At 33.9% G+C, this 23541-nt stretch carries 23 protein-coding genes; 7 read left to right on the top strand and 16 right to left on the bottom strand.

The window, feature by feature from the left end:
* The first annotated feature begins 43 nt into the window (after positions 1 to 43).
* The 3 genes from alaS (at position 44) to E9099_RS03110 (ending at position 4590) form a co-directional block, all read left to right on the top strand.
* Positions 44 to 2659, top strand: coding sequence for an alanine--tRNA ligase (gene alaS / locus E9099_RS03120; protein ID WP_136582260.1), 2616 nt, complete (start codon positions 44 to 46; stop codon positions 2657 to 2659).
* Positions 2660 to 2791: 132 nt separating this feature from the next.
* Complete coding sequence (locus E9099_RS03115; RefSeq protein WP_136582259.1) at positions 2792 to 3739, top strand: GSCFA domain-containing protein; 948 nt, start codon at positions 2792 to 2794, stop codon at positions 3737 to 3739.
* Positions 3740 to 3978: 239 nt separating this feature from the next.
* A complete protein-coding gene (locus E9099_RS03110; RefSeq protein ID WP_136582258.1) occupies positions 3979 to 4590 on the top strand; it encodes a DUF4230 domain-containing protein in 612 nt (203 codons plus the stop codon).
* Positions 4591 to 4618: 28 nt separating this feature from the next.
* Here E9099_RS03110 and E9099_RS03105 read toward each other — a convergent pair whose 3' ends face one another.
* Complete coding sequence (locus tag E9099_RS03105; RefSeq protein ID WP_136582257.1) at positions 4619 to 4924, bottom strand: rhodanese-like domain-containing protein; 306 nt, start codon at positions 4922 to 4924, stop codon at positions 4619 to 4621.
* 84 nt (positions 4925 to 5008) lie between these two features.
* Here E9099_RS03105 and E9099_RS03100 point away from each other — a divergent pair, with 84 nt between their 5' ends.
* On the top strand, positions 5009 to 5761 hold the full coding sequence (locus E9099_RS03100) for an enoyl-CoA hydratase/isomerase family protein (RefSeq protein ID WP_136582256.1): 753 nt from the start codon (positions 5009 to 5011) through the stop codon (positions 5759 to 5761).
* 112 nt (positions 5762 to 5873) lie between these two features.
* On the opposite strand, the gene E9099_RS03095 is transcribed toward E9099_RS03100, so the two are convergent.
* Positions 5874 to 7634 (bottom strand): aromatic amino acid hydroxylase, encoded by a 1761-nt coding sequence (locus E9099_RS03095; protein WP_136582255.1) that lies wholly within the window; start codon positions 7632 to 7634, stop codon positions 5874 to 5876.
* A gap of 106 nt (positions 7635 to 7740) precedes the next feature.
* Here E9099_RS03095 and E9099_RS03090 point away from each other — a divergent pair, with 106 nt between their 5' ends.
* Both E9099_RS03090 and E9099_RS03085 read left to right on the top strand, forming a co-directional pair.
* Positions 7741 to 8028: a twin-arginine translocase TatA/TatE family subunit gene (locus E9099_RS03090; RefSeq protein WP_101017207.1), complete on the top strand. Its 288-nt coding sequence runs from the start codon at positions 7741 to 7743 to the stop codon at positions 8026 to 8028.
* Between the two features lie 300 nt (positions 8029 to 8328).
* Positions 8329 to 9843 carry a S8 family peptidase gene (locus E9099_RS03085; RefSeq protein ID WP_136582254.1) on the top strand — a complete coding sequence of 505 codons (1515 nt, stop codon included), beginning with the start codon at positions 8329 to 8331 and terminating at the stop codon, positions 9841 to 9843.
* Between the two features lie 69 nt (positions 9844 to 9912).
* Here E9099_RS03085 and E9099_RS03080 read toward each other — a convergent pair whose 3' ends face one another.
* From E9099_RS03080 to E9099_RS03065, 4 genes are all read right to left on the bottom strand, one after another.
* Entirely contained in the window at positions 9913 to 10938 is a 1026-nt protein-coding gene (locus tag E9099_RS03080; protein ID WP_136582253.1) for a TQO small subunit DoxD, read from the bottom strand.
* A gap of 10 nt (positions 10939 to 10948) precedes the next feature.
* Entirely contained in the window at positions 10949 to 11371 is a 423-nt protein-coding gene (locus tag E9099_RS03075) for a sulfur reduction protein DsrE (RefSeq protein WP_136582252.1), read from the bottom strand.
* Between the two features lie 164 nt (positions 11372 to 11535).
* A complete protein-coding gene (locus E9099_RS03070) occupies positions 11536 to 11910 on the bottom strand; it encodes a hypothetical protein (protein WP_136582251.1) in 375 nt (124 codons plus the stop codon).
* 104 nt (positions 11911 to 12014) lie between these two features.
* Positions 12015 to 12545: a DUF421 domain-containing protein gene (locus E9099_RS03065; protein WP_136582250.1), complete on the bottom strand. Its 531-nt coding sequence runs from the start codon at positions 12543 to 12545 to the stop codon at positions 12015 to 12017.
* A 216-nt stretch (positions 12546 to 12761) separates the two neighbouring features.
* On the opposite strand from E9099_RS03065, the gene E9099_RS03060 reads away from it, so the two are divergent.
* Positions 12762 to 13805, top strand: coding sequence for a flavin-containing monooxygenase (locus E9099_RS03060; protein WP_136582249.1), 1044 nt, complete (start codon positions 12762 to 12764; stop codon positions 13803 to 13805).
* An 85-nt stretch (positions 13806 to 13890) separates the two neighbouring features.
* Here E9099_RS03060 and E9099_RS03055 read toward each other — a convergent pair whose 3' ends face one another.
* From E9099_RS03055 to E9099_RS03010, 10 genes are all read right to left on the bottom strand, one after another.
* Positions 13891 to 14298 (bottom strand): DUF3037 domain-containing protein, encoded by a 408-nt coding sequence (locus E9099_RS03055; protein ID WP_136582248.1) that lies wholly within the window; start codon positions 14296 to 14298, stop codon positions 13891 to 13893.
* Entirely contained in the window at positions 14288 to 15067 is a 780-nt protein-coding gene (locus E9099_RS03050) for a HipA family kinase (RefSeq protein ID WP_136582247.1), read from the bottom strand. The genes E9099_RS03055 and E9099_RS03050 overlap by 11 nt, the downstream gene beginning before the upstream one ends.
* Positions 15068 to 15075: 8 nt before the next feature.
* Positions 15076 to 15717 carry an O-methyltransferase gene (locus tag E9099_RS03045; RefSeq protein ID WP_136582246.1) on the bottom strand — a complete coding sequence of 214 codons (642 nt, stop codon included), beginning with the start codon at positions 15715 to 15717 and terminating at the stop codon, positions 15076 to 15078.
* Complete coding sequence (locus E9099_RS03040; RefSeq protein ID WP_136582245.1) at positions 15717 to 16802, bottom strand: amidohydrolase family protein; 1086 nt, start codon at positions 16800 to 16802, stop codon at positions 15717 to 15719. The genes E9099_RS03045 and E9099_RS03040 overlap by 1 nt, the downstream gene beginning before the upstream one ends.
* Before the next feature lie 287 nt (positions 16803 to 17089).
* A complete protein-coding gene (locus E9099_RS03035; protein ID WP_136582244.1) occupies positions 17090 to 17626 on the bottom strand; it encodes a 3-hydroxyanthranilate 3,4-dioxygenase in 537 nt (178 codons plus the stop codon).
* A 284-nt stretch (positions 17627 to 17910) separates the two neighbouring features.
* Positions 17911 to 18693 carry an SDR family oxidoreductase gene (locus E9099_RS03030; protein ID WP_136582243.1) on the bottom strand — a complete coding sequence of 261 codons (783 nt, stop codon included), beginning with the start codon at positions 18691 to 18693 and terminating at the stop codon, positions 17911 to 17913.
* 4 nt (positions 18694 to 18697) lie between these two features.
* Positions 18698 to 19459 carry a hypothetical protein gene (locus E9099_RS03025; RefSeq protein WP_136582242.1) on the bottom strand — a complete coding sequence of 254 codons (762 nt, stop codon included), beginning with the start codon at positions 19457 to 19459 and terminating at the stop codon, positions 18698 to 18700.
* Between the two features lie 106 nt (positions 19460 to 19565).
* A complete protein-coding gene (locus E9099_RS03020) occupies positions 19566 to 21002 on the bottom strand; it encodes an aldehyde dehydrogenase (RefSeq protein ID WP_136582241.1) in 1437 nt (478 codons plus the stop codon).
* Positions 21003 to 21410 carry a RidA family protein gene (locus E9099_RS03015; protein ID WP_136582240.1) on the bottom strand — a complete coding sequence of 136 codons (408 nt, stop codon included), beginning with the start codon at positions 21408 to 21410 and terminating at the stop codon, positions 21003 to 21005.
* 435 nt (positions 21411 to 21845) lie between these two features.
* Positions 21846 to 23243: an FAD-dependent oxidoreductase gene (locus E9099_RS03010; RefSeq protein WP_136582239.1), complete on the bottom strand. Its 1398-nt coding sequence runs from the start codon at positions 23241 to 23243 to the stop codon at positions 21846 to 21848.
* Between the last annotated feature and the right edge of the window lie 298 nt (positions 23244 to 23541).

Here is a 23541-nt window from a genome sequence, read left to right as displayed (position 1 = left end):
TTAAGCTTTAAGTTTAAGTAAACAAGATTATTAACATAGGCATATGAATTCTCAAGACGTACGCGCAACTTTTCTTAAGTTTTTCGAAGATAAAAAGCACAGCATTGTGCCTTCCGCACCAATGGTGTTAAAGGATGATCCAACATTAATGTTTGTAAATTCTGGGATGGCTCCTTTCAAAGAATACTTTTTAGGGAACGGAAAACCAAAAAATAATAGACTAACAGATAGTCAAAAATGTTTACGCGTTTCGGGTAAACATAACGATTTGGAAGAAGTTGGTTATGATACTTACCACCATACGTTATTTGAAATGTTAGGTAACTGGTCTTTTGGTGATTACTTTAAAAAGGAAGCTATTGCTTGGGCTTGGGAGTTATTGACGGAAGTGTATAAAATAGATAAGGATATTTTATATGTTACTGTTTTTGAAGGAAGTGATGATGCGGATAACCTTGAAATGGATACCGAAGCTTATGATATTTGGAAACAATATATTAATGAAGACCGTATCTTAAAAGGAAATAAAAAAGATAATTTTTGGGAAATGGGTGAACAAGGACCGTGTGGACCTTGTAGCGAAATCCATGTGGATATCCGTTCTGCTGAAGAAAAAGCAAAAGTCGATGGTAAAACGTTGATTAACGAAGACCATCCTCAAGTTGTAGAAATTTGGAACTTGGTTTTCATGCAATACAACCGTAAAGCTAATGGGACTTTAGAAGGCTTACCAAATAAACATATCGACACGGGTATGGGGTTTGAGCGTTTGTGCATGGTCTTGCAAAATGTGCAGTCTAATTATGATACCGATGTATTTACGCCTATAATAAGAGAAATTGAAACCATTACAGGTAAAGATTATAATAAAGACGAAAAAATAGATATTGCTATTCGTGTTATTTCTGATCACGTACGTGCAGTAGCCTTTTCTATAGCAGATGGGCAGTTGCCTAGTAATACGGGAGCAGGTTATGTTATCCGTCGTATTTTACGTCGTGCAGTACGTTACGGCTTTACCTTTTTAGATAAAAAAGAACCATTTATTTACCGTTTAGTTAATGTGTTAACTGAAAAAATGGGGACTGCCTTTCCTGAGTTGAAAGCGCAAAAACAATTGATTGAAAATGTTATAAAAGAAGAAGAAACCTCTTTTTTAAGAACTTTAGATCAAGGTTTAGCTATTTTAGATCGTATTGTGGATAATGCAACAGATAAGCAAGTGTCGGGTTCAAAAGTGTTTGAGCTTAAAGATACTTATGGTTTTCCTGAAGATTTAACTGATCTAATTTTACGTGAAAAAGGATTCTCTTATAATAAAGGTGAATTTAATAAGCGTTTAAAAGAGCAACAGGGTAGAGGTCGAGAGGCATCAGAATTAAAATCTGATGATTGGACTGACCTTATTGAAGATGAAGAACAAGAATTTATTGGTTACGATCAATTAGAAGCTAAAGTAAAAATTACAAAATACCGTAAAGTCGTTTCTAAAAAAGATGGAGAAATGTACCAATTGGTATTTAATTTGACACCTTTTTATGCCGAAGGTGGTGGACAAGTGGGTGATAAAGGCTATATCCAAGCAACTAACGGTGATGTGTTTTATATTGTGGATACAAAAAAAGAGAATAATATTATTATTCACTTAACTAAAGAGTTACCACGTGATGTAAATCAAGTGTTTATCGCAAAAGTAGACGAGAAGCAACGTTCTAGAACGGAATGTAATCATACTGCTACGCATTTATTACACCAAGCGTTACGAGAAGTCTTAGGTGATCATGTAGAGCAAAAAGGAAGTGCGGTACACTCAAAATATTTAAGATTTGATTTTTCACATTTTTCTAAATTAACAACAGAGCAATTACGTGATGTTGAAAATTTTGTAAATGCTAGAATAGAAAGTAAATTGCCATTACAAGAAGGACGTAATGTGCCAATGGAAAAAGCTATAGAAGAAGGTGCTATGGCATTATTTGGCGAGAAATATGGTGATGCTGTACGTACCGTTAGATTTGGTCAGTCCATAGAATTATGTGGCGGTACGCATGTGGATAATACCGCAGATATCTGGCACTTTAAAATTGTGTCGGAAGGTGCCGTAGCTTCAGGAATACGTCGTATAGAGGCGATTACAAATGATGCTGTTAAGTCGTATTATCACGAGAATAATAGATCGTTTTTCGAAATGAAAGATATGCTTAACAATGCACAAGAGCCTATTAAAGCACTTCAAAATTTACAAGACGAAAATACAGGTCTTAAAAAGCAAATAGAACAACTATTAAAAGACAAAGCGAAAAATATTAAAGGCGAACTTAAAAATGAAATTGTGGAGGTTAACGGCGTTAACTTCTTAGCGAAGCAATTAGATTTAGATCCTTCTGGTATTAAAGATTTATGTTTTGAATTAGGTAGTCAATTTGATAATTTATATTTACTGTTTGGTGCAGAGCTAGATGGGAAGGCTATCCTATCGTGTTATGTGTCTAAAAACTTAGTAGAAACAAAGTCGCTTAACGCAGGAACTATTGTTAGAGAGTTAGGTAAATATATCCACGGAGGTGGAGGCGGACAACCCTTTTTTGCAACAGCAGGAGGTAAAAATGCTGCGGGTATTAAAGAGGCTTTAGAGGCTGCTAAAAGTTATATTGCGTAATTGTAATATTCTCTTAAGGTCGAGAACTAAAGTGTTTGATTTTGACTTTAAGAGAATATTCTCAGTTGCTGAGTCGTGAGGTAGGGATGAGAAGGCTATAACAAAAAAAAGGGTTGATAAAAAGTGAACTAATTGAATCTAAGAACCAAAATACCATTAAAAAAACAAGCTCATAATCTTATAGATTATAAGTCCAAAGTATTCCTTTTGGGGTCTTGTTTTGCTGAAAATATTGGGGATAAGTTTGAGTATTTTAAGTTTCAACATTATGTCAATCCATTTGGTATTTTATTTCATCCTAAAGCGATACATAATTTAGTCACAAATGCCTTAGATGGTAAGAAATATTCAGAGGATGATGTGTTTATTAATAATGAACAGTTTCATAGCTTTGATGCACATTCCAAAATAAGTCAACATACTAAAAGTTTATTGTTATATCAATTAAATGCTGCTTCTCAAAAAACGAGTCATTATTTAAAACAAAGTTCTCATATTGTAATAACTTTAGGGACCGCTTGGGTCTATCGTTTTTTGAAGACAGATAAGATTGTCGCTAATTGTCATAAAATTCCGCAGCAGCAGTTTCAAAAGGAAATACTAAGTGTTGATGCTATTACGGCAGCGCTTCAATCTATAATAACGCAAGTTAAAGCTGTGAATCCTGAGGTGAGTTTTATTTTTACAGTGTCTCCTGTCAGGCATGTAAAAGATGGTTTTGTTGAAAATACACAGAGCAAAGCACATTTGATTGCAGCGATACACAAGGTTTTAGATAGTCAATCGCATTATTTTCCGTCTTATGAAATTATGATGGACGAGTTGCGTGATTATCGTTTTTATAATCAAGATTTATTACATCCAAGTCCATTGGCAGTTGATTATATCTGGCAACGTTTTAAGGATGTTTGGATGGCAGATTCAGCAACAAAAATAATGACTGATGTGGATACCATTCAAAAAGGGTTGCAGCATAAACCTTTTAATCCTAATTCTGCTGCGCACCTTAAATTTGTCCAGCAATTAATTGAAAAACAGATGGTCTTAAGTACTCAGTTTCCAAATATGAAGTTTGATTAGCGTGTAATATTTAGATTTCTAGTAAACAGCATGTAATGATGACTTATGGCTTATTACTTGTCTTTTCAAAAAAACATAATATATTTTATAATAGATTTAGTTTAATAAGCTACTGATCAATATGTCAAACTAACACCCAATAATACACGACTAATGTAGTCTTTAAATTAGTGTTTTTAAAATAATATTTTAATGTCACTTTTTTAGATAAATTCAGAATCTAATAGTACTTTTATATCATGCGAAAAATAATTATAGGTATAGTCATAGCGTTTGTTTTGTCTTTCATTTTAAAAAAATGTACAGCAGGTAGTGCGGACAAAACAATTATTAGAGAACACTCTGCTTTAATAGAAAAACAGATAAGTAATGTTGGTAAGTTAGTGGTTACTGAAGGTTATTTTAGTGACGCCTATAGTTATAAAAGTTCTAAAGCCTTATTTGCTAATTTAACCTCAGACAAACAAGCTTTGGTTATTGTTAATGCTGAAGTAACGGTGGCTTACGACTTAAGTAAGATCGAATTTGAAATAGATAGTATTAATAAAATCTTAAAAATTAAGTCTATTCCTAAAGAAGAATTAAAAATCTATCCACAGTTAGAGTATTACGATGTGGAAAGCGGGTATCTCAATGCTTTTAATCATGATGATTATAATAAAATACAAGATATTGTTACAGAGCGTATCAATAAAAAAATAGAAGCTTCTAATTTGCGAATCAATGCTAAAAATAGGTTGGTTAGTGAGTTGTCTAAATTTTATATTTTAACCAATAGTTTGGGGTGGACCTTGGAGTACAACGATAGTAAAATAGATAATCAGGACAAGCTCGAAAACTTCAAACTGTGAGGTATTGGAAAGATTGGCGTTGAATAAACTATAGTTTATTGCTTAGGCTTTGCCATCCTCCACCATTCATAACTTCGACACCATTACTTCGTAAAATAGCTGCGGCACTGCCGGATCGCATACCACTAGCACAACAAGTAATAACAGGTTTGTCCCATTTTTTTATTTGATTGACCTTAGCCTGAATTTGTTGTAATGGGATATGTTTTGAGCCAGGAATTGCACCAGAGTCATATTCTGCCTTAGAGCGTACATCTAAAATTATGGCACCTCTATCTGTAAAGTCTTTTATCTTATTGGCTTTATTTCCGAAAAGAAAACTAAAAATTCCCATAGTGTAATTGTTTCTTACAAAGCTACTAATTTGAAACTTAAAAATCCTTAAATTTGTGTAACTTCAACTTAAAAATAAGAGCAAATGTCTCAAGCATACGTCAAACAAACCATTGAAAATAACATAGGTTATATCGAGTTTTTTACACCAGAACATAATGCGATGCCTAGTCCTATTTTAAAAGAATTAGAATTAACTATAAAAGCAGCGGGACAAAATGATAGTATAAAAGTGATTGTTTTAAAAAGTGGAGGAGACCGCACGTTTTGTGCTGGCGCAAGTTTTACTGAGCTCGTAGCTATTAAGAATTTACAGGAAGGGAAGCAATTTTTTTCCGGTTTTGCAAACGTGATTAATGCTATGCGTAAATGTCCAAAATTAATTATTGGACGTGTACAAGGTAAAGCAGTTGGAGGAGGAGTAGGTTTAGCAAGTGCAACGGATTATTGTTTAGCAACTAAATTTGCAGCAATTAAGCTTAGCGAAATTAGTATTGGTATTGGACCATTTGTTATCGAACCTGCAGTGACTAGAAAAATGGGGCAAACTGCTTTTTCTCAAATGACCATTAATGCAGAATCCTTTTATGATGCAGCGTATGCAAAAACAAAAGGCTTATATGCGGAGGTCTTTGAAACGGTTGAAGCGTTGGACGACGCTGTAACTGTTTTAGCGCTTAAATTGGCGTCTTACAACCCAGAAGCTTTATTAGAGCTTAAAAGAGTGCTTTGGGAAGATACTAACGAATGGTGTGTATCGCTTCTAGAACGTGCTGAAATTAGTGGAAGACTTGTGCTTAGTGACTTTACTAAGGAGAAGTTGAAGAGTTATAAGTAATTGTTTTTTTTGTAAACAAATAATATACTAACTTATATCTGTATTTTAATGTGGTCATTAGTATACAGATATAAGTTAATAATTAAGTTATTACCCTTAATGTCGTTTAAATTTAAACCGCAATCTCCTCACTTGCAATCTTTATACCATCATCAATTAAATGCCCAATTTCTGGTCTGTTTTGTTTGATCGTTTCTAAATGTTCAAGAATAGTATGACGTAATTCATTTTCATTACCTTTTTTCGCTAATTCAAACAATTCAACAGGTAGTAGCCAATCCATCGGAAAACGGTTAATTAACTGTTCCAACACTTTGGTTCTAGAAATAGTACAGTTAGTGCCTTCTCGATAATCACGGACTTGTTTGTATAGATCAATCAATTCTAATTTTTCGGCAGAATGCTCAACATGTATTGTTGTGCTGCTTACTTTATGGGTAATCAAATCAAAACTGTGTAAATCTGCAGGGCCCGAATACCCCGATAATACTTCTTTACCAACAGCCATGTCATATTGTCCCCAAGAAGGTTCAAATAAAATAGTGTCTTTATGTGTTACAGTACAGTTTTTAAAACTAATCAAGATAATTTTACCTTGTAGGTTTCTTGTTCCCGTAATAATCTCTCCAGTTACAATAATATCATTTTCAAACTCTAAAGTAACCGTTTCACCTTCATAAATATCATAAGCACGTAAATCACGTGGCGACATGTCTTCAATAGCAAGATTAATACCTCTTAATTTTCCTATAGGAGATCCAAAACCATCCGCATGTTCTAAAGTACTGTGTCCAACCAATTCTTTATCTCTGTTAGCTAATGCTGTTTTTCCGGTGGTTTGTATATAGCTTACCTTACCGTTGTGTTCAATCATGTTAGTAAACACGCCTGAAATTTGCAAACCAGTACTAAGCTCAATAGTACCCAAAGCTTGACTGTGTATTAATTTTTTAATAGCACTTGGTCCACCAGTGCGGAGCGCCATAGTATTAGCAAAAGACTCTAACACTAAACTAAGGTGCGCAAAATCTGGAGTCACATATAATTGAGGTTGTGGTTTTGTAATGTCAAAATTCTGAAAAGTAGAGTCTATCGTATAAGGTAATTTCTTTACCTTATCCGTCATGCACCAAGCGCTTTCTCCAATAGAGGATAGTAAACCAGCACCATAAATTTTGGGATCTGCAATGGTTCCAATCAAACCATATTCGACGGTCCACCAATGTAAGTTTCTAATTAAAGCCATCTCACTTGGTTCACCCATATTATTTTGTAAATCTTCCACCGTTTTTTCAGCTAAATCAATTTGATCTTGCGGCGTATTAGGCGCTTCCTTAATAATAGATAAATGGCGTACAGCTTCATATAATTCATAATCCTTAGCAGAACTAATTGCTTTACAACCAATTTCTCCAAAACGCCTTAAATACTCGGCATATTCAGGATTAGCAATAATGGGTGCATGACCAGCACCTTCATGGATAATATCTGGAGCAGGAGTATATTCTATATGTTCTAATTGTCTAATATCACTAGCGATAACTAATACGTTATACGCTTGGAACTCCATAAATGCATTAGGTGGTATAAAACCATCTACAGCAACAGCAGCCCAACCTATCGCTTTTAAAATGCGATTCATCCCATACATATTAGGGATAGCATCAACACTAATTCCTGTTTGTTGTAAACCTTCTATGTACGTGCTATGTGCTACTGTGCTTAAATAGTCTACGTTTTTACGCATAGCATAACGCCAAACGGCTTGATCAATTGCAGAATAATCCGCATAATCCTGAGGCTTAATAAACTGCCTTAAATGCTTAGGTAAACGATCCAAAATTGGATTAGACTCAATAGTTTTAAACGCCATAGTTTTGTGTTTCACTTGATGTAAAAATACAAAAAACAACATAAAAGACTCTTAAAAAAAAGAGTAGTTTATTCAAACAATCAAAACAACTTAGTATATTTGTACCATGATACAATTAGCAACATTTTTATTTATAAGCGGAGGAGAAATATTTTTCATCCTGCTTATCGTTGTTATGGTTTTTGGAGCTAAAAATGTTCCTGAAATTGCAAAAGGTTTAGGTAAAGGTATGCGTCAACTTAAAGATGCAACCAATGATATTAAAACCGAAATCACAAAATCTGCAGAACGTAACGGTTTGGACACAAGCATCACGGATGGTGTTAATGAAGAACTTAAAAAAGTTAAAGACGATCTAGAAGAATTTACTGGATCTGTTCGTCGTAAATTATAATTCAAAAACACTACTTATTTTTTGGGCGTTACCACAAGGGGCGCGTCATCCGTTATATCTTTTTTTAATTTTTATAAAAGAGGAACAATTTTCTAAATCTTATATTTATTAAAGGCTTTTTAAGGTTTAATTTCATCTCAAAAAAGGATGCCACTACTACCGCTAACGCAACATAGCGCATTTTAAAATGTATTGATTTGTAATTTTACGTGTGTTTAAATTGTTAAATCACTAATTTAATTAACTTTTTTTTAAGAAAAAGTTATATATTTAACTATTAATCCTTAAACTATATATAAAATGAAAAGACCATTATTAAAACTATCAATGTTATTGGTAGCTTTTACAATTTTTAATGCATGTCAAAAAGATGAAGCTTTAGAAATGCAAGAAGAATCAGTCATTAACGACGATCAAAAACCAGCATTAACCATCCCTGAAATTAATGCTATAATTAATCAAAGTCTTACAGAAACCGGAACTTTTGATTGGAAAGATGTTACACCGCATACCCTTTGGAGTGCTGTAATTAGAGGTAATAATATTTTAACTATTGGATATGGAGCGGAAGGCGAAAGTTTTGCAGAGGTAAAAACAGAAAGTCTTAAAGCAACCTTATCTAACATTGTGCAACTTGTTGAAGATAACGAAGATTATAAAAAAGGTGATAAACCAGTTGTTGAGCATGACATTATTAATGTGATAGATATGGAAGTTGCTAACTTTTCTACTATTAAACAATTGCTACAGTCTGACGGAGTTAGATATTTAGAGCCAAACGGTTATAATCAGTACGAAACAGTAAATAATGGGCGTTCAAGTTCTGGGTGTGATAAAGATTCAAATACTATAAATTCGGCACATTATACAACGATCGCACCAAACAATGCGCAAGTCTCTTGGCATTTTTACAAACATAATATTCCACAAGCTTGGAGTCAAAGTACTGGAGCAGGTGTAACTATTGGGTTAATAGATACGGGAGTTTCTGCGTCTCAGACCTTATTAAATTCATCAGGAATTAATGACGGGTATTCAACGGGTCGTTTTGTTCAAAAGTATGGAACCTTTATAGACTCTTCTTGGTGGTGGTCAGATAATTACGATGGTATTCATGATAAATGTGGACATGGTACGGCTATGGCCTCTACTATAGCAGCACCACGTAATGATAATGGGATGCCAGTTGGTGTAGCATATAATGCAAACTTAGTAGCGTATAGAGCAACAGAGGATGTATTACTTAATGATTATCATGAGCGTAAAGGGGTGTCTGATGCATTAACGCAGTTAGGGAACAGGAGTGATGTCAAAATTATCTCTATGTCTATTGGTTACTTATGGTCAATTGGTAATATAAAAGATGCCGTAAAATATGCATATAGCAAACAGAAATTAATTTTTGCTGCAGGTGGGACTTCGACTAGTTTTACAAACGGTTATGGAGTTATTTTTCCTGCAACTATGAGTGAGACGGTTGCGGTAACAGGAGTAGATGATGGTTCAAATTATGACCGATGTGAAGTATGTCATACCGGAGATAAAATTGATTTTACAATTATCATGGAAGGTGATAATAATACAAGTAAGGCACCACCAGTATTAGGATTTTATGATGGTGATAGACGTTATACTGGAGGGTCATCTGTAGCAACAGCAACAACAGCTGGTATTGCGGCTTTAATATGGTCTAAATACCCTACATGGTCTAGAACACAGATCCTAAATAGGTTAAAACAGTCTGCAGAATTCTATCCAAACAAAAATTCAAGTTTTGGTTACGGTAATATTGATGCGTTACAAGCGGTACAATAACAGGAAGAAGTGTTAATTTAAAAAGCCTCTCGTTTTACGAGAGGCTTTTTTTTATGATTTGTATTTTATTTATTTATGTTTCACAGTTATATTCTGTTTCCAGTAAAGGCCACTAATATCCGTTATCTTGATAGTGTACTCGCCAGTCGGTAATTTTGTTAGTTGGTCATTTTGTAAATGTAGTGTTGCTTTTGCGCCTAAAGGGACAATCAAACTATGTTTACCAGGTTTTATTTTAGCGACATAAAAGTTTGAAATATTTTTAGGTGGTAAGCTTGATAAATCCTCTTGTGTGTATTTCATTATTATGTTATTTTCAATATCTAATAATTCGATACCAATAACCCAAGAACCATACACATCAACACCTTCCGTTCTAAAAACATCAAAAGATAAAGTGTGGTCTGTAATTTGTCCTTTAGTAATCTCTAATTTTGGTTTTACAGATTTATTATGAAGCGTACCCCATAAGCCACCATGAAATATTTGGTTGGTCATTAAGGTCATACCTAAAATGGCTAACGATCCAATAAGCACAATCTTAGGAAATACACTGTCTTTAATTGGTAGCGTGCCAGAACCTAACCAAGCAAACCATTTCTTTTTAGTAAATGTATAATGACGCGCCATTACATAATTGTCCAACGAGTATTTTCCACTTCCAGTTAAAAATAAAACAAAACCGCTAGCAATTCCTAAGACGCCTATTTGCCATTCGTCAAGACAGGTTGTGCCAATCCATCCTGAACCTAAAAGTATTCCCATGGCTAATCCAAAAACACCAATACTCATAAGTCTAGTAAATAACCCAAAGAGGATAAATAAGCCTACTATGCCTTCAATTATTGTAAATATTACCATGTTTAACCAAAGTATATCTGGGTTTTCTACTAGGTATTGAATAATAGGTTTTATACCTAAAGCATTTGGCAAGAAATGGTTGAATTTTTCGCCAATGTAACCCGCCACTTCTGGATCTAGTTTATCTGCTAAGATGGTTCGTCTCCAAAAGGCTGAAAAATAAGTCCATCCAACGACCAGCCTTATTGCTAACGTTAATAGACCGGCATCATTTTTTATGTTTATAGTTTTCATTTTTAGACAATTATATGGTTAGTGAAAGGAATCCTTTTTTTATAAGTTGAAAACCATATAGAATACCATTTTCTGTAACTGCTATATTATCAGGTAATTGTTTAGGAGTTATATTGAATTTTTTAAGCGAAATTCCACATGTAAATACTTTTATATTTAGGAGTTTAGCTTCTTCAAGAAGCGCGTGAAACTCTGAATTGTCAGAGATGTCTTTTACGGTTTTACCACATATAATCACGTAAAAATCACCATAATCCTGTCCGTCTTCTCGCATTAACGATGTTGCGGTTAGTAGTACAGGTTTAAGTTGTTGTATGTTTTTAGAAAGAATTAAGTAATTGTTTTTTGTAGGGTTAAATTCTTGTGCTTGTAAATGTTGCGTTCCTAATAGGAAGCTGAGTAGTGTTGTGAAAATTAAGATTGAATTTCTCATCAGTTTTATATTTTAAATTCGAGAAAAAACAAGAGGTAATGATATGGCATAAGTTGCCATAGCTAAAATTAGCAATAGTGCTTTCTTGAAATTTCAGTTTTGATATCAATTAATTAGTACCGGTTATCGTTGTTTACTGATACTTTAGACTAGAAAATGTCTAATTATAGAAAATCTTTAAAATTTTGATATAAAATATACAGCGGAATTTTAGAAACCGAGTTGGTTCCTACTTGGTCGGGCTGTATATAACTTTTTGAAATATCAGATACAACAAACGCGGTATTAAAATCACGTAGTATCGCAATAGTGTTTGCAGACGACGTGCTTTTTTTAATACTATTATCGGTAATTTCAAAGTCATTACAGTCGGAATAACCTATAGTGGATTGACTTTTATTAGAAACCTCTGTTTGTGTTATGCCAAGTTCTACTTGAATAAAGTTTCTAACCTTACATGGTGAAAGTAGTAACAGTAATACTAATCCCAATAAAGGAAGTAAAGTATGTTTTGTTTTAATGTTTAATTTTTCTTTCACGACTCAAATTTACACAAACTTTATATGGTCAAATGTTAATCTTTATCTAATAAATAGATACAATTGGGTATGTTTGACTTGATAAGTATTTAAGGCGTGTCTTTTCAAGGATACTCTCTAACATTCTCTAATAATGCATCGCTTAAATTAGTATTGTTATTAGGGGAGGATTTATGTAATACAGATATGTCTCCTGTGGATTCCAAAACAACAGCTTCAACTTGTTTAAAATCTAAAACATTAGCTTCTCTAAGTTTAGCTATTAATTGTGATTTTTCTATTCTAGCATGCTTTAAATTGTCATGTAAAATGGTTTCCCCTTTCATTAATAATAAAGGTTTATTCGAAATTATAGCACTTAAATTGGGGAGCTTTTTTTGTAAAAGAGAAAATATATAAGTTAAAAATAGTAGGCCTGCAATTGCGATACTTCCATGAGTAACGGAAGTACTTGAGGTTAAAGTTGATGATATTATACTACCAATAGCAATAGTAAACGCAAAGTCGTAAGCTGTAAATTTCGCAAACGAGCGTAATCCTATAATTCTAGTTAATATAATAATAACGATAAATAGTATAAGGCTACCTGCAAATGTTTCCCATAAAGGGTCGCTTAAAGAATATATCCAATCCATGATTTCGTTTTAAGGGTTATTCATTTATTACCATAAAATTCGTAAAAATAAGTTGGAAAATAAAATTTTAGTTAAACGATGTTAAAAGTCAATGTTGCAAATCAATGTTGATATTTAAGAGGAGTAATCTTATATTTTATTAAGGTTGATGTGCAGTTTCACCCTTAAATCAATATATTGTTTTTATTTTCGCATGGAATTAAAATAAAGGATGAGATGTTGGATTATGTAGTAATTGGAGGAGCACAAGCGGGATTAGCAATGGCTTATCATTTAAAACAAATGAATGCTAATTTTATAGTTTTAGATGGAGAGGCAGAAGTTGGTGCATCGTGGTTAAACCGTTGGGATTCTTTAAAATTATTCACACCAACAGAATATAATCATTTACCAGGTTTAAAATTTGATGCCCCTAAAGGGCATTACCCAACTAAGGTTGAGGTTGCAAATTATTTTAAGACTTACGTTGATCAATTTGAAATTCCAATTCAATTAAATACATTGGTGACTGCTGTTACTAAAACTGCAAAAGGGTTTCATGTACAGCATAAAGATGGCGAAATTGAGGCTAAAAATGTAGTTGTTGCTACCGGTCCATTTCATATCCCTTATACACCCCCTTGTCATACTAAAATATCAGATAGTACACTTCAAATGCATAGTAATTACTATAAAGGTGTTAAGCAATTACAACAAGGTGATGCTTTGGTTGTAGGAGGTGGGGATTCTGGTTATCAAATATTAAACGAGATTTCTAAAGACAGGTCTAGGACGGTTTATTTTTCTGGAGATACTAGTGTAAAATCATTACCTCAAAACTTTTTAGGTAAAACTCTATGGTGGTGGTTTACCGTTGTCGGTTTTTTAAGTTATAGTAAGTATAGTTGGGTTGGTAAAAAAATTAACTCATCAACACAACCCGTTATTGGTACGGATGTAAAAGAAATTTTATCTCGGGAAAATGTTATAGCGGTCGGACGTACCAAAGATGCTTTAAACGATGATATCTTTTTTGAAAAAGAAAAAAAATCAACTATTAAAAATGTGATTTGGGCAACAGGATACCGTCCTAATTTTAAATGGATACAGGGTTTAGAGTTGGATGCTAATAGTTACCCTAAAAACTATAGAGGCGTTAGTAATATTGATGGTTTATACTTTATTGGTTTACCTTGGATGTATACACGTGGATCTGCAACGTTGGGAGGTGTGTCTAAAGATGCTAGTTATTTAGCAGGTATTATGATGAGTAGTAAATAAGATAGGGGCCAATACCTACTTTAGCACTAATGCGCTATTACATTTCTTATTTTGGCTTGTCTTCTGTCATTATAATATTGTTTATTTAGAGTAAAGTATCTGTTTCTTCACACAAAACATAGTTTTTAAAAATAGATTCTAGTTCTTTTTCGGGATCGTTTGTTAATCCAGAATGGGTTTTAGAGCTTTGTATAACAGTACTTCGTGCAGCTGCTAGCCATCTAAATCTATCAGACACTTCAAATTGACCAATAACGCCTGCAGAAGGATCTCCTTTGCAAATTAGTTCCCAAGATTTTAGATAGCTATTCAAAGCTTCTAAGTCTAAGTTACAAGCAAAGGCTTTTAATTTAGCATCGCTAATTTTATATTTTACACCAACAAATTTTTTACGTTTAGAGTATAAAATAACGCCGATATTAAAAAATTCTTCACGTTCTACTTTAGGGACAAGCCTAATAATCGCGTATTCAAAAGTAACTTTATCTTGCATTTTGAGCTTCTTTAACTAGTGAGTCTATCATAGCGATTTTAGCGTCTAAATACTCTATATACGCGTTTCGTATTTCCGATGGTGTTAGACTATCAGCCTCGTTTATCAACCAATCTTCTGGAATAGTATTTATAATGTTTTTAATGGTAGTTTTATCTAAAGCTTTAATTATTTCTTTTGAAGCATTATCCAAATCTGTAGCACGACTTAAAAGCACGTGATCTTTTATTAACGGAAATGTTCTTGTTAAATGGCTTTTCCAAGTCTCCCAATTATGATGAAAATAAAAACTAGCACCATTATCAATAACCCATAACTCTTTATTCCAATTTAGGATATTCGGATTTTTAGAAGTCCTATCTATATTACTAATAATACTATCTAAAAGCACTACTTTAGAAGCTGTTTTAGCATCTGCAACGGAGGCTAAAGGATCAAAGGTTATACTACCACTTAAATAATGTAGTCCTAGGTTTAAACCGACGCTAAACTTAAGTAAGTCTTGTATTTCTTCATCGGGTTCCATTTTACTAAACGAGTCATCCAAATTCATAAAGACTAACTCTGGAACTTTTAAACCAATAGCTCGTGCTAATTCGCCACCAATAAATTCGGCAATCAATGCTTTTTTTCCTTGTCCTGCACCTCTAAACTTTAAAACGTATAAAAAGTCGTCGTCTGCTTTTACAATTGCGGGTAAAGAACCACCTTCTCTTAGAGGTGTGATGTATTGTGTAACATCAACGGTTCTTATATCTAATTTACTCATTAGTAATATTATATTTTTCGGCTAATAGTTAAGCCATCTCTAATAGGTAATAAAACGGTTTCGATTCTTGGATCTTCTTTTAAAAGTGTATTAAATTCTAAAACGGCATTGGTAGAAACGTCTTTTGGGTCTACAGGTTCAATCACTTTACCATGCCATAATACATTGTCCGATAATATGATTCCGCCAGGTCTTAATTTATCTATTATTAAATGAAAATAATTAACGTAGTTAGGTTTATCAGCATCAATAAATACCAAATCAAAGGATTTATCTAGATTTGGAAGTATATCAATAGCGCTTCCTAAATGTTGATGTATTTGCTGCCCAAATTCTGATTTATCAAAATATTTACGCTGAAAATCTTCCAACTCTTCATTAACATCAATAGTATGTATTTTACCTTCAGGATGTAACCCTTCCGCTAAACATAAAGTAGCATAGCCTGTAAAAGTCCCTAGTTCTAAAACAGATTTTGGTCTAATTAATTTAGAAATCATACTTAGTACGCGACCTTGATAAGGTCCGGACAACATAATAGGTTGTAATATTTTTTGATACGTTTCTCTAGTTAATTGTTGTAATAATTCGGGCTCATCTTGACTGTGTGCCACAACGTAGTCGTCTAATTTTTCTGGTAAAAAATACATTATCCTAAAATACGTTTAACAAGTTTATCTTTAGCAGCTTGGTCATCTCCACATAACCATTGGATTACGTTGTCTTCCCAAATAGCATCACGTTCTGTTTCTGTAATAATTTTTCTGTCTATGGCTAAATCTAAAATTTTTCCAGGGTAGGAGCTTTGTTTTTCGCTTTCCATTTCCCCTAAAGGGTAAGGGTCATCAAGTCCCATTAAAACCTGTTTAGAACCTTGGTTTTTTAATAACAAATCCAATCCGCCAGTATCATGCACTAACGTGTCAAAAAAGATGTTTTTATGTCCCACAGCTTTTCTTGGATGACTTTTACCTTCAAATAAATCGGGTCTACCATCAAAACCTTGAATACGTCGTCCTAAGTTTATTTGTGCTAATTGTCCACCATGTGCAAAGCAAGTACGCATATTAGGATACTTATCTTGATAACCATTTAAAGTTAAAAAGTGGTAGGCATCGGCACATTGTGCCAACATCCATATCAAGTGAAAACGCCAAGACGTGTTTTCTAATTTTATAAATTTTTCTCCATCGTAAGGATGAATTTCTACAGCCAGATTATACTTGTTAGCCATTTCAAAAATTGGCTCATTTTCTTCGTCAAAAATACAACGCCAAGTTCCAATAGTATCCATGTAATGGGTTGGTAAGCATAATAGTCGTAAACCTAGTTCTTCTACACAACGTTCAATTTCCCAACAGGCACCTCTAACAAAACCAGGATGTACTACAAAACCACAAGTAAATTTACTTGGGTTTTCACGCTGTACTTTTGCATTAAAATCGTTCTGAAATTTAAGCGCTTGCTTCATTTCTTCCACACGCAATCCGTTACCGTATAATTGCGATAAGTTTAAAACGACTGCATGGTCAATTTTAAAACGTTCCATCCAAGCTAGTTTTTCATCTAAAAAGAAACTAGAATCGGTAATTGGTCTGTTCCAATCTTTTTGAAGCATAAATTTTCGGTCTTTATCCACCCAAAAGATTTCTTTGTCTTGCATAAATTGAGGGATTTCCTCTGGATATGGCAATAAGTGTGAGTGACCGTTAATTCTAAGTTTGCGTTTTTCCATATGTTTTGTCATTGCTAGTCTTAAGACGTGGCAATCTTTGTCTTAAATTATTTATTTTATTCATTTTGCTTTGATGCAAAACGAACCAAAAAATCAAATTGAAATGAGGAAATTCCTGCGGAACATTCATTCTCGGAATTACGTGCTTAAAGCTTCGCTTTGCAGCTTCATTCCTTCATTAATTATTTCTGCATTTCAATGTTCAATTTTACAAATTGAATGGGGACTTTCAATTAAGTTAATGTTATTTTTAATCCTGGCTTTTATTTTCTTTAGCTAACTGCTAACTAGTTTTCTAGTTTTATTTTTTGTGGTGGTTGCATGATTGCCGAGCAGTTTGGACATGTACGTTTGTCTAAATCGCCATAATATTTATCGAATATTTTTGGCATATCGGTTTCAATATTTTTTACCGTAAAATCTTCTTCGTACAATTTAGTTGTGCAATTTTCGCAAAACCATAATAAGGCATCTTGCACACCTTTTTCTCTTGGGTATTCAATGACTAAACCAACCGTGTTGGCACCACGTTGTGGTGAGTGCGGTACTTTTGGTGGTAACAAAAATATTTCACCTTCTTTAATATGAATATCTTTTGGCATACCGTCTTCAATAATTTTTAAGACAATATCACCTTCAATTTGATGAAAAAACTCAGGTGTCTCGTTATAATGGTAGTCCTTTCTATTGTTTGGTCCACCAACAACCATAACAATAAAATCACCATCTTTCCAAACCACTTTGTTACCAACGGGCGGCTTTAAAAGATGTCTATTGTCTTCAATCCAAGCTTTAAAATTTATAGGTGGAAATAATTTACTCATTGTATAATATTTTGGGCGTTACCCTGAAAAGGGTCAGGCTTTTCGCTGTATCTTTTTTTTAACTTGTTCTCGATACATTTTGTTCATGCTTCACAAAACACTCGAACTGACGTTTAAAAAAAAGGATGTCGCTTCAAACCTTCAGGTTCACGAAATCAATATTTTAAAATATTAATCTGTGAGTAATCCTTAACGCGGATTCATCAATGCAATAAAATTAGTGATAATTGAACAGATTGCCACGATTTTTTAAAAAGAAAAAAATCTCGCAATGACAGATAGAATTATAAACTCTTTGTTCTTCCACCATCAACTGGAAGATTAATTCCGTTAATATAACTGGCACGTTCGCTTGCTAAAAAAGTAATTGCATCAGCTAGTTCTTCGGGCTTTGCAAAACGTTTTGCAGGGACAGCACTTTTCATAGCATTTGCAGATTCTTCTTCGGTATTTCCGGATTTAGCAGATTTGTTTTTAATAATTTCAGCCAAACGATCGGTTCCTGTGGCACCTGGCAACACATTGTTTACAGTAACCCCAAATTGACCAAGCTCGTTAGCCAACGTTTTACTCCAATTGGCAACTGCACCACGAATAGTATTACTCACACCAAGACCATCTAAAGGTTGTTTAACAGAAGTAGAAATTACATTTATAATTCTACCATAACCTTCGCTCTTCATAAAAGGAACTACTGCTTGTGCTAGTACGTGATTGCATTTTAAATGCTGAGTAAAAGCAGCTTCAAATTCATCAACTTCTGCCGAAAATACAGGTCCTCCTTTTGGTCCTCCTGTGTTATTTACTAATACATGAAACCCATGATTTGTTTTTATGTAAGCTTCTACCTTTTCTTTTAATTCCTTTGGGTTGGAAAAATCAGCAACAATATAATCGTGATTTCTATGCTGAGGTAATTCCGTTAAGGTTGCTTTTAACTTGTCTTCATTTCTAGCAATAAGGGTAACTTGTACACCTTCTTCGGCTAAAGCCAAAGCTGTTGCTTTACCTATTCCTGCTGTGCTTCCGCATACTAATGCGAATTTGTTATTTAAGTCTAGATTCATATTTTTAAACTTTATTGTTGTTATAGCGTATTCTGTAAGTTCTTAATAAATTTTCTAATTTACTAGGACTTATGTTTAAGTTCTTAATTTCTATTTTAGTATAGTTGTAATCTTCATCGCAAAAAGTTAAAAAATTTACGACATTACTACCATTTGTATCTGTTGTGACTTTTTCTTCATAAATGTCAGCCCAACATAAAAACTCATGTTTGTTTATGGTAATTCCATCATCATTTAAGGTAACTTGAGGCTTTCTGTTAATTAATTTCTTACTCGATTCTTTTAGCATGTAGAGACACCCAACGCCAAGAAATAAACCAATATAAAATTCTTTTTCTTCATAATTAAACATTAAAAATAGACAAGAACAAACGCCTACCAAAAGTGCAATGGAAATAAGTAATGTTGTTGTAAAAGCGAAGTGTATTTTATTCTGTTTTGATGTTTTTACATCGGCTTCATAAATATCTTCAATGTTAAAACGATCTTCAAGTGCTCTTAGTTTTAATTTATCTTTTTTAGAACAAAGTGGATTTTTTTGAAATATAGATCCTGTTTCAAATAGTAGTTTTTGTCTTATGGAGTGACGTCTCAATTCGTGTACGTTTCTAACGTTGCTAAATGCCCAAATTAGCCATTTAGTGATTAGAAGATATCGGATAGTTATCGTTAATGTTATACCAAAAATAACACCAATAATTAAAGCTGTATTCTCCTCTAAGATATCTAATTCTCCTAAGATTATAGAGAAAATTATTGTGGACATAAGAACAATAATTAATGGCAGGTTAACAAATATGATGCCTCTAATAATCGCTTTTTTTATAGAAAGATTTTGTTTCACAGCAATAGTTTTCAATTTTAAAATGTTATTAATATTTTATACAAACATTCTTAGCCTCAGTAAAAAAGCGTAACGCTTCAAAACCTCCTTCACGTCCAACTCCAGAAGCTTTAACGCCACCAAAGGGTGTTCTTAAATCTCGCGTCATCCATGTGTTAACCCAAACTATTCCAGCTTGTAATTGGTTACTCATGCGCATGGTACGTTTTAAGTTGTTGGTCCATAATGTTGCTGACAAACCATACTTTACTTTGTTTGCCATTTGTAAGACGTCGTCTTCTGTATTAAATGGCATAATGGTAACCACGGGTCCAAAAATTTCTTCTTGATTTACGCTGCAGTCATTGCTTTGTACTTCTATAACAGTTGGTTCTAGATAGTAACCATTTTCATAACCTTTTACAGTGACTTCATTTCCACCACAGAGTATTGTTCCGTTTTCCGCTTTAGCGATATTAATATATACTTTTACTTTTTCAAGATGAGGTTTTGAGACTAATGCACCAATGTTGGTAGATGCTTCCGATGGATGTCCAACTTTTAAAGCTTTTACTTTTGCAACAAAATCTTTTTTGAATTTCTCATAGATAGAGGCTTCTACAAATATTCTACTTCCACATAAACAAATCTGTCCTTGATTAGCAAAGGACGAACGTACGGTTGTGTCCAACATATCATCATATTCACAGTCCGCAAAAATGATATTTGGATTTTTTCCGCCTAATTCTAAAGATAGTTTTTTAAACATTGGAGCTGCTACTTTTGCAATATGTGCTCCTGTTGCTGTGCCTCCTGTAAAACTAATAGCTTTTATGTCTTCATGTTCTATAATGGCTTGTCCAGTAGAACCTCCTAAACCATGTACAATATTTAAAACGCCTTTTGGGAGACCAGCTTCGTTACAAATCTCGCCTAATAAATAAGCGGTCATTGGAGTGATTTCACTTGGCTTGGCAACGACGCAGTTTCCTGATGCAATTGCAGGAGCAATTTTCCATGTAAATAAATAGAGTGGCAGGTTCCAAGGAGAAATACAACCGACAACACCAATAGGTTGACGTAAAGTGTAATTTATAGCTTGTCCAATGCTTTCGTGGCTTTCGCTAGCAAATTGTGTTATGGCATTTCCGAAAAAACGAAAATTACTTGCTGCTCTTGGTATGTCTACTGCTTTTGCTAAGCTAATCGGTTTTCCGTTGTCTTTACTTTCGGCTTCCGCAAAGCGTTGTAAATTGGCTTCTAATAACTCTGAAATCTTTATTAAAATTCTACTACGTGTCTCTATACTAGTTTGTGACCAACTTGGGAAAGCTGATTTTGCAGCGATATATGCGTTTTCTACATCCTCTTTTGATGAGTTTGGAATTTGTCCGTAAATAGCTCCATTACTAGGATTGTAGTTGTCTATCCAATGGTCTTGCAATGGATTATGGAATGCTCCGTTAATGTAGTTTTGAATGTTCATTTATTGTTTCTTATATGCCATTACCTTAATTTCCACAACTAAATCGGGATGTGGTAATTGATGCACAGCAACCGTCGTTCTGGTTGGTCCTGTTTCTTTATCAAAAAATTCTGCGTAAGCTTTATTATAATCTGCAAAGTCATTCATGTTTACTAAAAATGAAGTCACATCTACGATGTCTTTTAAACTGGCACCAACTTTTTTAAGATTGGTGTTTATGTTTTTTAAAACTTCCTGCGTTTGTGTGTAGGCGTTTAGTTTTTTTGTTCCCATTTCGTCGATGATATCAACTCCAGCGATACTGTTGTCTGCTCTACGAGAACTTGTTCCTGAAACGAAAATGAAATCGCCAACTTGTTTTACGTGAGGATAGGCTCCTCTTGGTGTTACTTTAGTTCCTTCGTTCATTAGTTTTATGTTTTTGCGTCATTCTGAACTTGTTTCAGAATCTCATTATTCTTTCTTCTTTCTCTTTGTTCATTTTGCCTTGATGCAAAACGAACCAAAAAATCAAATCAATCTGAGGAAATTCCTGCGGAACATTCACTTTCAAAACTTCATGTTTGAAGCTTCGCTTCGCAATTCCGTTTTTTCGTTTTTTATTTCTGCAGATTGATGGTTTCGATTATATCGAAATTTGGGACTTTTAATTTATATAATTATTGTTTCTCCCAATGTTTTTTTCAATTTTGCTAACTGCTAACTGCTAACTGCTAACTGCTAACTGCTAACTGCTAACTGCTAACTGCTAACTGCTAACTGCTAACTGCTAACTGCTAACTGCTAACTGCTAACTGCTAACTGCTAACTGCTAACTGCTAACTGCTAACTGCTCAATGCCAACTATTTTAATCCTGCTATTCTATCGTCTTTCAAAATTGCTTCCGTTTCTTGTTGTACTTTTTTAAAGATACTGTTTAAATCTTCGGTTGTTGTAATGTCTTTATTTACTAATAAGTTTAAAATCGCTTTGTCTTGTGCTCTTCCTTTTGTCATTGCGGTATAATACGGTATGTCTTCTTTGAAGGTCACCATTGAATATTTGGAGAAATAATCATTTGGAAATTCTTTTTCTAATGCCATTTCTATGACTCTTTTTTCTTTAAAAATAGGATTGGCAACATGATCACGCATTTCGTAATAATTGTCTATTGCTAAATCGGCAATAGCGTCTGTGTCTTGTTTTCTAGTTTTTTCGTATACTTTAAAGATAGTTTCCCAATCGCCTTCGTGTTGTTCTAATATACTATCAAAAACAGTGACATCCTCGAAAGACGCGTTCATACCTTGACCATAAAAAGGGACAATAGCATGTGCTGAATCTCCTAATAACACATTTTTGTTTTGGTAATGCCAAGGGGAACATTTTACAGTTCCTAAAGCACCTGTTGGGTTGTTCGCAAATTCTTCTACTATATTTGGTATTAAGGCTAAAGCGTCAGGGAATTGCGTGGTGAAAAAGGCTTTTATTGTGTCTTCTGTCGTAAGATTATTGAAATTGTATTCGCCTTCGTCATAACTTAAAAATAGTGTTACGGTAAAACTTCCATCTAAATTTGGTAAGGCTATGAGCATGTATTCTCCTCTTGGCCAAATGTGAAGGTAATCTTTACTGATAAGATGCGTTCCTTCAGCGGAAGCGGGAATTTCTAACTCTTTATAACCGTGTGTTAAATAGTTTTGCGAGTAGCTAAACAAAAATTTACGTTCTAGATAATAACTTTTTCTAAGCGAAGATCCCGCGCCATCCGTGCCAAAAAGAACGTCGCCTTTTACTGTGAATTCTTCTTTGGTATTATAATCGTATAAAGTCGCAGTATTATTTTCGATATCTATACCGTTACATTTTTTGTTGAAATGAATAGTTAAGTTATCGTATGAGTCGGCTTCGGTTAGCAATAATCCATTTAGATCTCCTCTAGAAATGGAGTTAATATATTCGTTATCTCTTCCTGAATAATTAGAAGGAAAGGTGTTGCCTTCTGCATCATGTACCAAGCGTCCGTGCATTGGTATACAAAGTGGTTTTACTTTGTCTTCAACGCCAGCTAATCGCATGGCTTTTAGCCCACGGTCAGACAATGCTAAATTGATAGATCGTCCCGCAGAAATATCTGTGGTACGTAAATCTGGTCTGCTTTCGTAAACATTTACTGTGTAACCTCTTTGTGCTAAACGTAAGGCTAGGAGTGAGCCGCAAAGTCCAGCTCCAATAATTAGTATGTTGTCTTTTTTGCTCATATTAGTAGTGTTGTCTTCGACTTTGTATTAGGTTTCGTTATCCTGAACTTTATTCAGGATCTCATTATTTATTGGTTTTCTTCTATTGTAAAATGTCACACTGAGCGCAGTCGAAGTGCTTCTTTTGCAATTTATTTTGTCTAAATACAAAACCAAAAGATTGTATTGAAATGAGGAAATTCCTGCGGAACAAGCTCTTTCGGAATTACGTGCTTAAAGCTTCGCTTTGCAACTCCAGTCTTTCGGTCATTATGTTTGCATTTTAATGCTCAATTCTGCGAATTGATTAAGGATAAAA

The sequence above is a fragment of the Psychroserpens sp. NJDZ02 genome (assembly GCF_004843725.1).
Classification (GTDB): Bacteria; Bacteroidota; Bacteroidia; order Flavobacteriales; family Flavobacteriaceae; genus Olleya.
This window is presented reverse-complemented; position numbering and strand designations above follow the sequence as displayed.

Bases quoted from the DNA above. Each gene is read 5' to 3' on its own strand.
- E9099_RS03080 (WP_136582253.1), bottom strand. From the start codon at position 10,938: ATGAAAACTATAAACATAAAAAATGATGCCGGTCTATTAACGTTAGCA.
- E9099_RS03035 (WP_136582244.1), bottom strand. From the start codon at position 17,626: ATGAGTAAATTATTTCCACCTATAAATTTTAAAGCTTGGATTGAAGAC.
- E9099_RS03060 (WP_136582249.1), top strand. From the start codon at position 12,762: ATGTTGGATTATGTAGTAATTGGAGGAGCACAAGCGGGATTAGCAATG.
- E9099_RS03055 (WP_136582248.1), bottom strand. From the start codon at position 14,298: ATGCAAGATAAAGTTACTTTTGAATACGCGATTATTAGGCTTGTCCCT.
- E9099_RS03090 (WP_101017207.1), top strand. From the start codon at position 7,741: ATGATACAATTAGCAACATTTTTATTTATAAGCGGAGGAGAAATATTT.
- E9099_RS03095 (WP_136582255.1), bottom strand. From the start codon at position 7,634: ATGGCGTTTAAAACTATTGAGTCTAATCCAATTTTGGATCGTTTACCT.
- E9099_RS03050 (WP_136582247.1), bottom strand. From the start codon at position 15,067: ATGAGTAAATTAGATATAAGAACCGTTGATGTTACACAATACATCACA.
- E9099_RS03040 (WP_136582245.1), bottom strand. From the start codon at position 16,802: ATGGAAAAACGCAAACTTAGAATTAACGGTCACTCACACTTATTGCCA.
- E9099_RS03020 (WP_136582241.1), bottom strand. From the start codon at position 21,002: ATGAACATTCAAAACTACATTAACGGAGCATTCCATAATCCATTGCAA.
- E9099_RS03100 (WP_136582256.1), top strand. From the start codon at position 5,009: ATGTCTCAAGCATACGTCAAACAAACCATTGAAAATAACATAGGTTAT.
- E9099_RS03075 (WP_136582252.1), bottom strand. From the start codon at position 11,371: ATGAGAAATTCAATCTTAATTTTCACAACACTACTCAGCTTCCTATTA.
- alaS (WP_136582260.1), top strand. From the start codon at position 44: ATGAATTCTCAAGACGTACGCGCAACTTTTCTTAAGTTTTTCGAAGAT.
- E9099_RS03085 (WP_136582254.1), top strand. From the start codon at position 8,329: ATGAAAAGACCATTATTAAAACTATCAATGTTATTGGTAGCTTTTACA.
- E9099_RS03025 (WP_136582242.1), bottom strand. From the start codon at position 19,459: ATGTCCACAATAATTTTCTCTATAATCTTAGGAGAATTAGATATCTTA.
- E9099_RS03010 (WP_136582239.1), bottom strand. From the start codon at position 23,243: ATGAGCAAAAAAGACAACATACTAATTATTGGAGCTGGACTTTGCGGC.
- E9099_RS03045 (WP_136582246.1), bottom strand. From the start codon at position 15,717: ATGTATTTTTTACCAGAAAAATTAGACGACTACGTTGTGGCACACAGT.
- E9099_RS03015 (WP_136582240.1), bottom strand. From the start codon at position 21,410: ATGAACGAAGGAACTAAAGTAACACCAAGAGGAGCCTATCCTCACGTA.
- E9099_RS03030 (WP_136582243.1), bottom strand. From the start codon at position 18,693: ATGAATCTAGACTTAAATAACAAATTCGCATTAGTATGCGGAAGCACA.
- E9099_RS03105 (WP_136582257.1), bottom strand. From the start codon at position 4,924: ATGGGAATTTTTAGTTTTCTTTTCGGAAATAAAGCCAATAAGATAAAA.
- E9099_RS03110 (WP_136582258.1), top strand. From the start codon at position 3,979: ATGCGAAAAATAATTATAGGTATAGTCATAGCGTTTGTTTTGTCTTTC.
- E9099_RS03065 (WP_136582250.1), bottom strand. From the start codon at position 12,545: ATGGATTGGATATATTCTTTAAGCGACCCTTTATGGGAAACATTTGCA.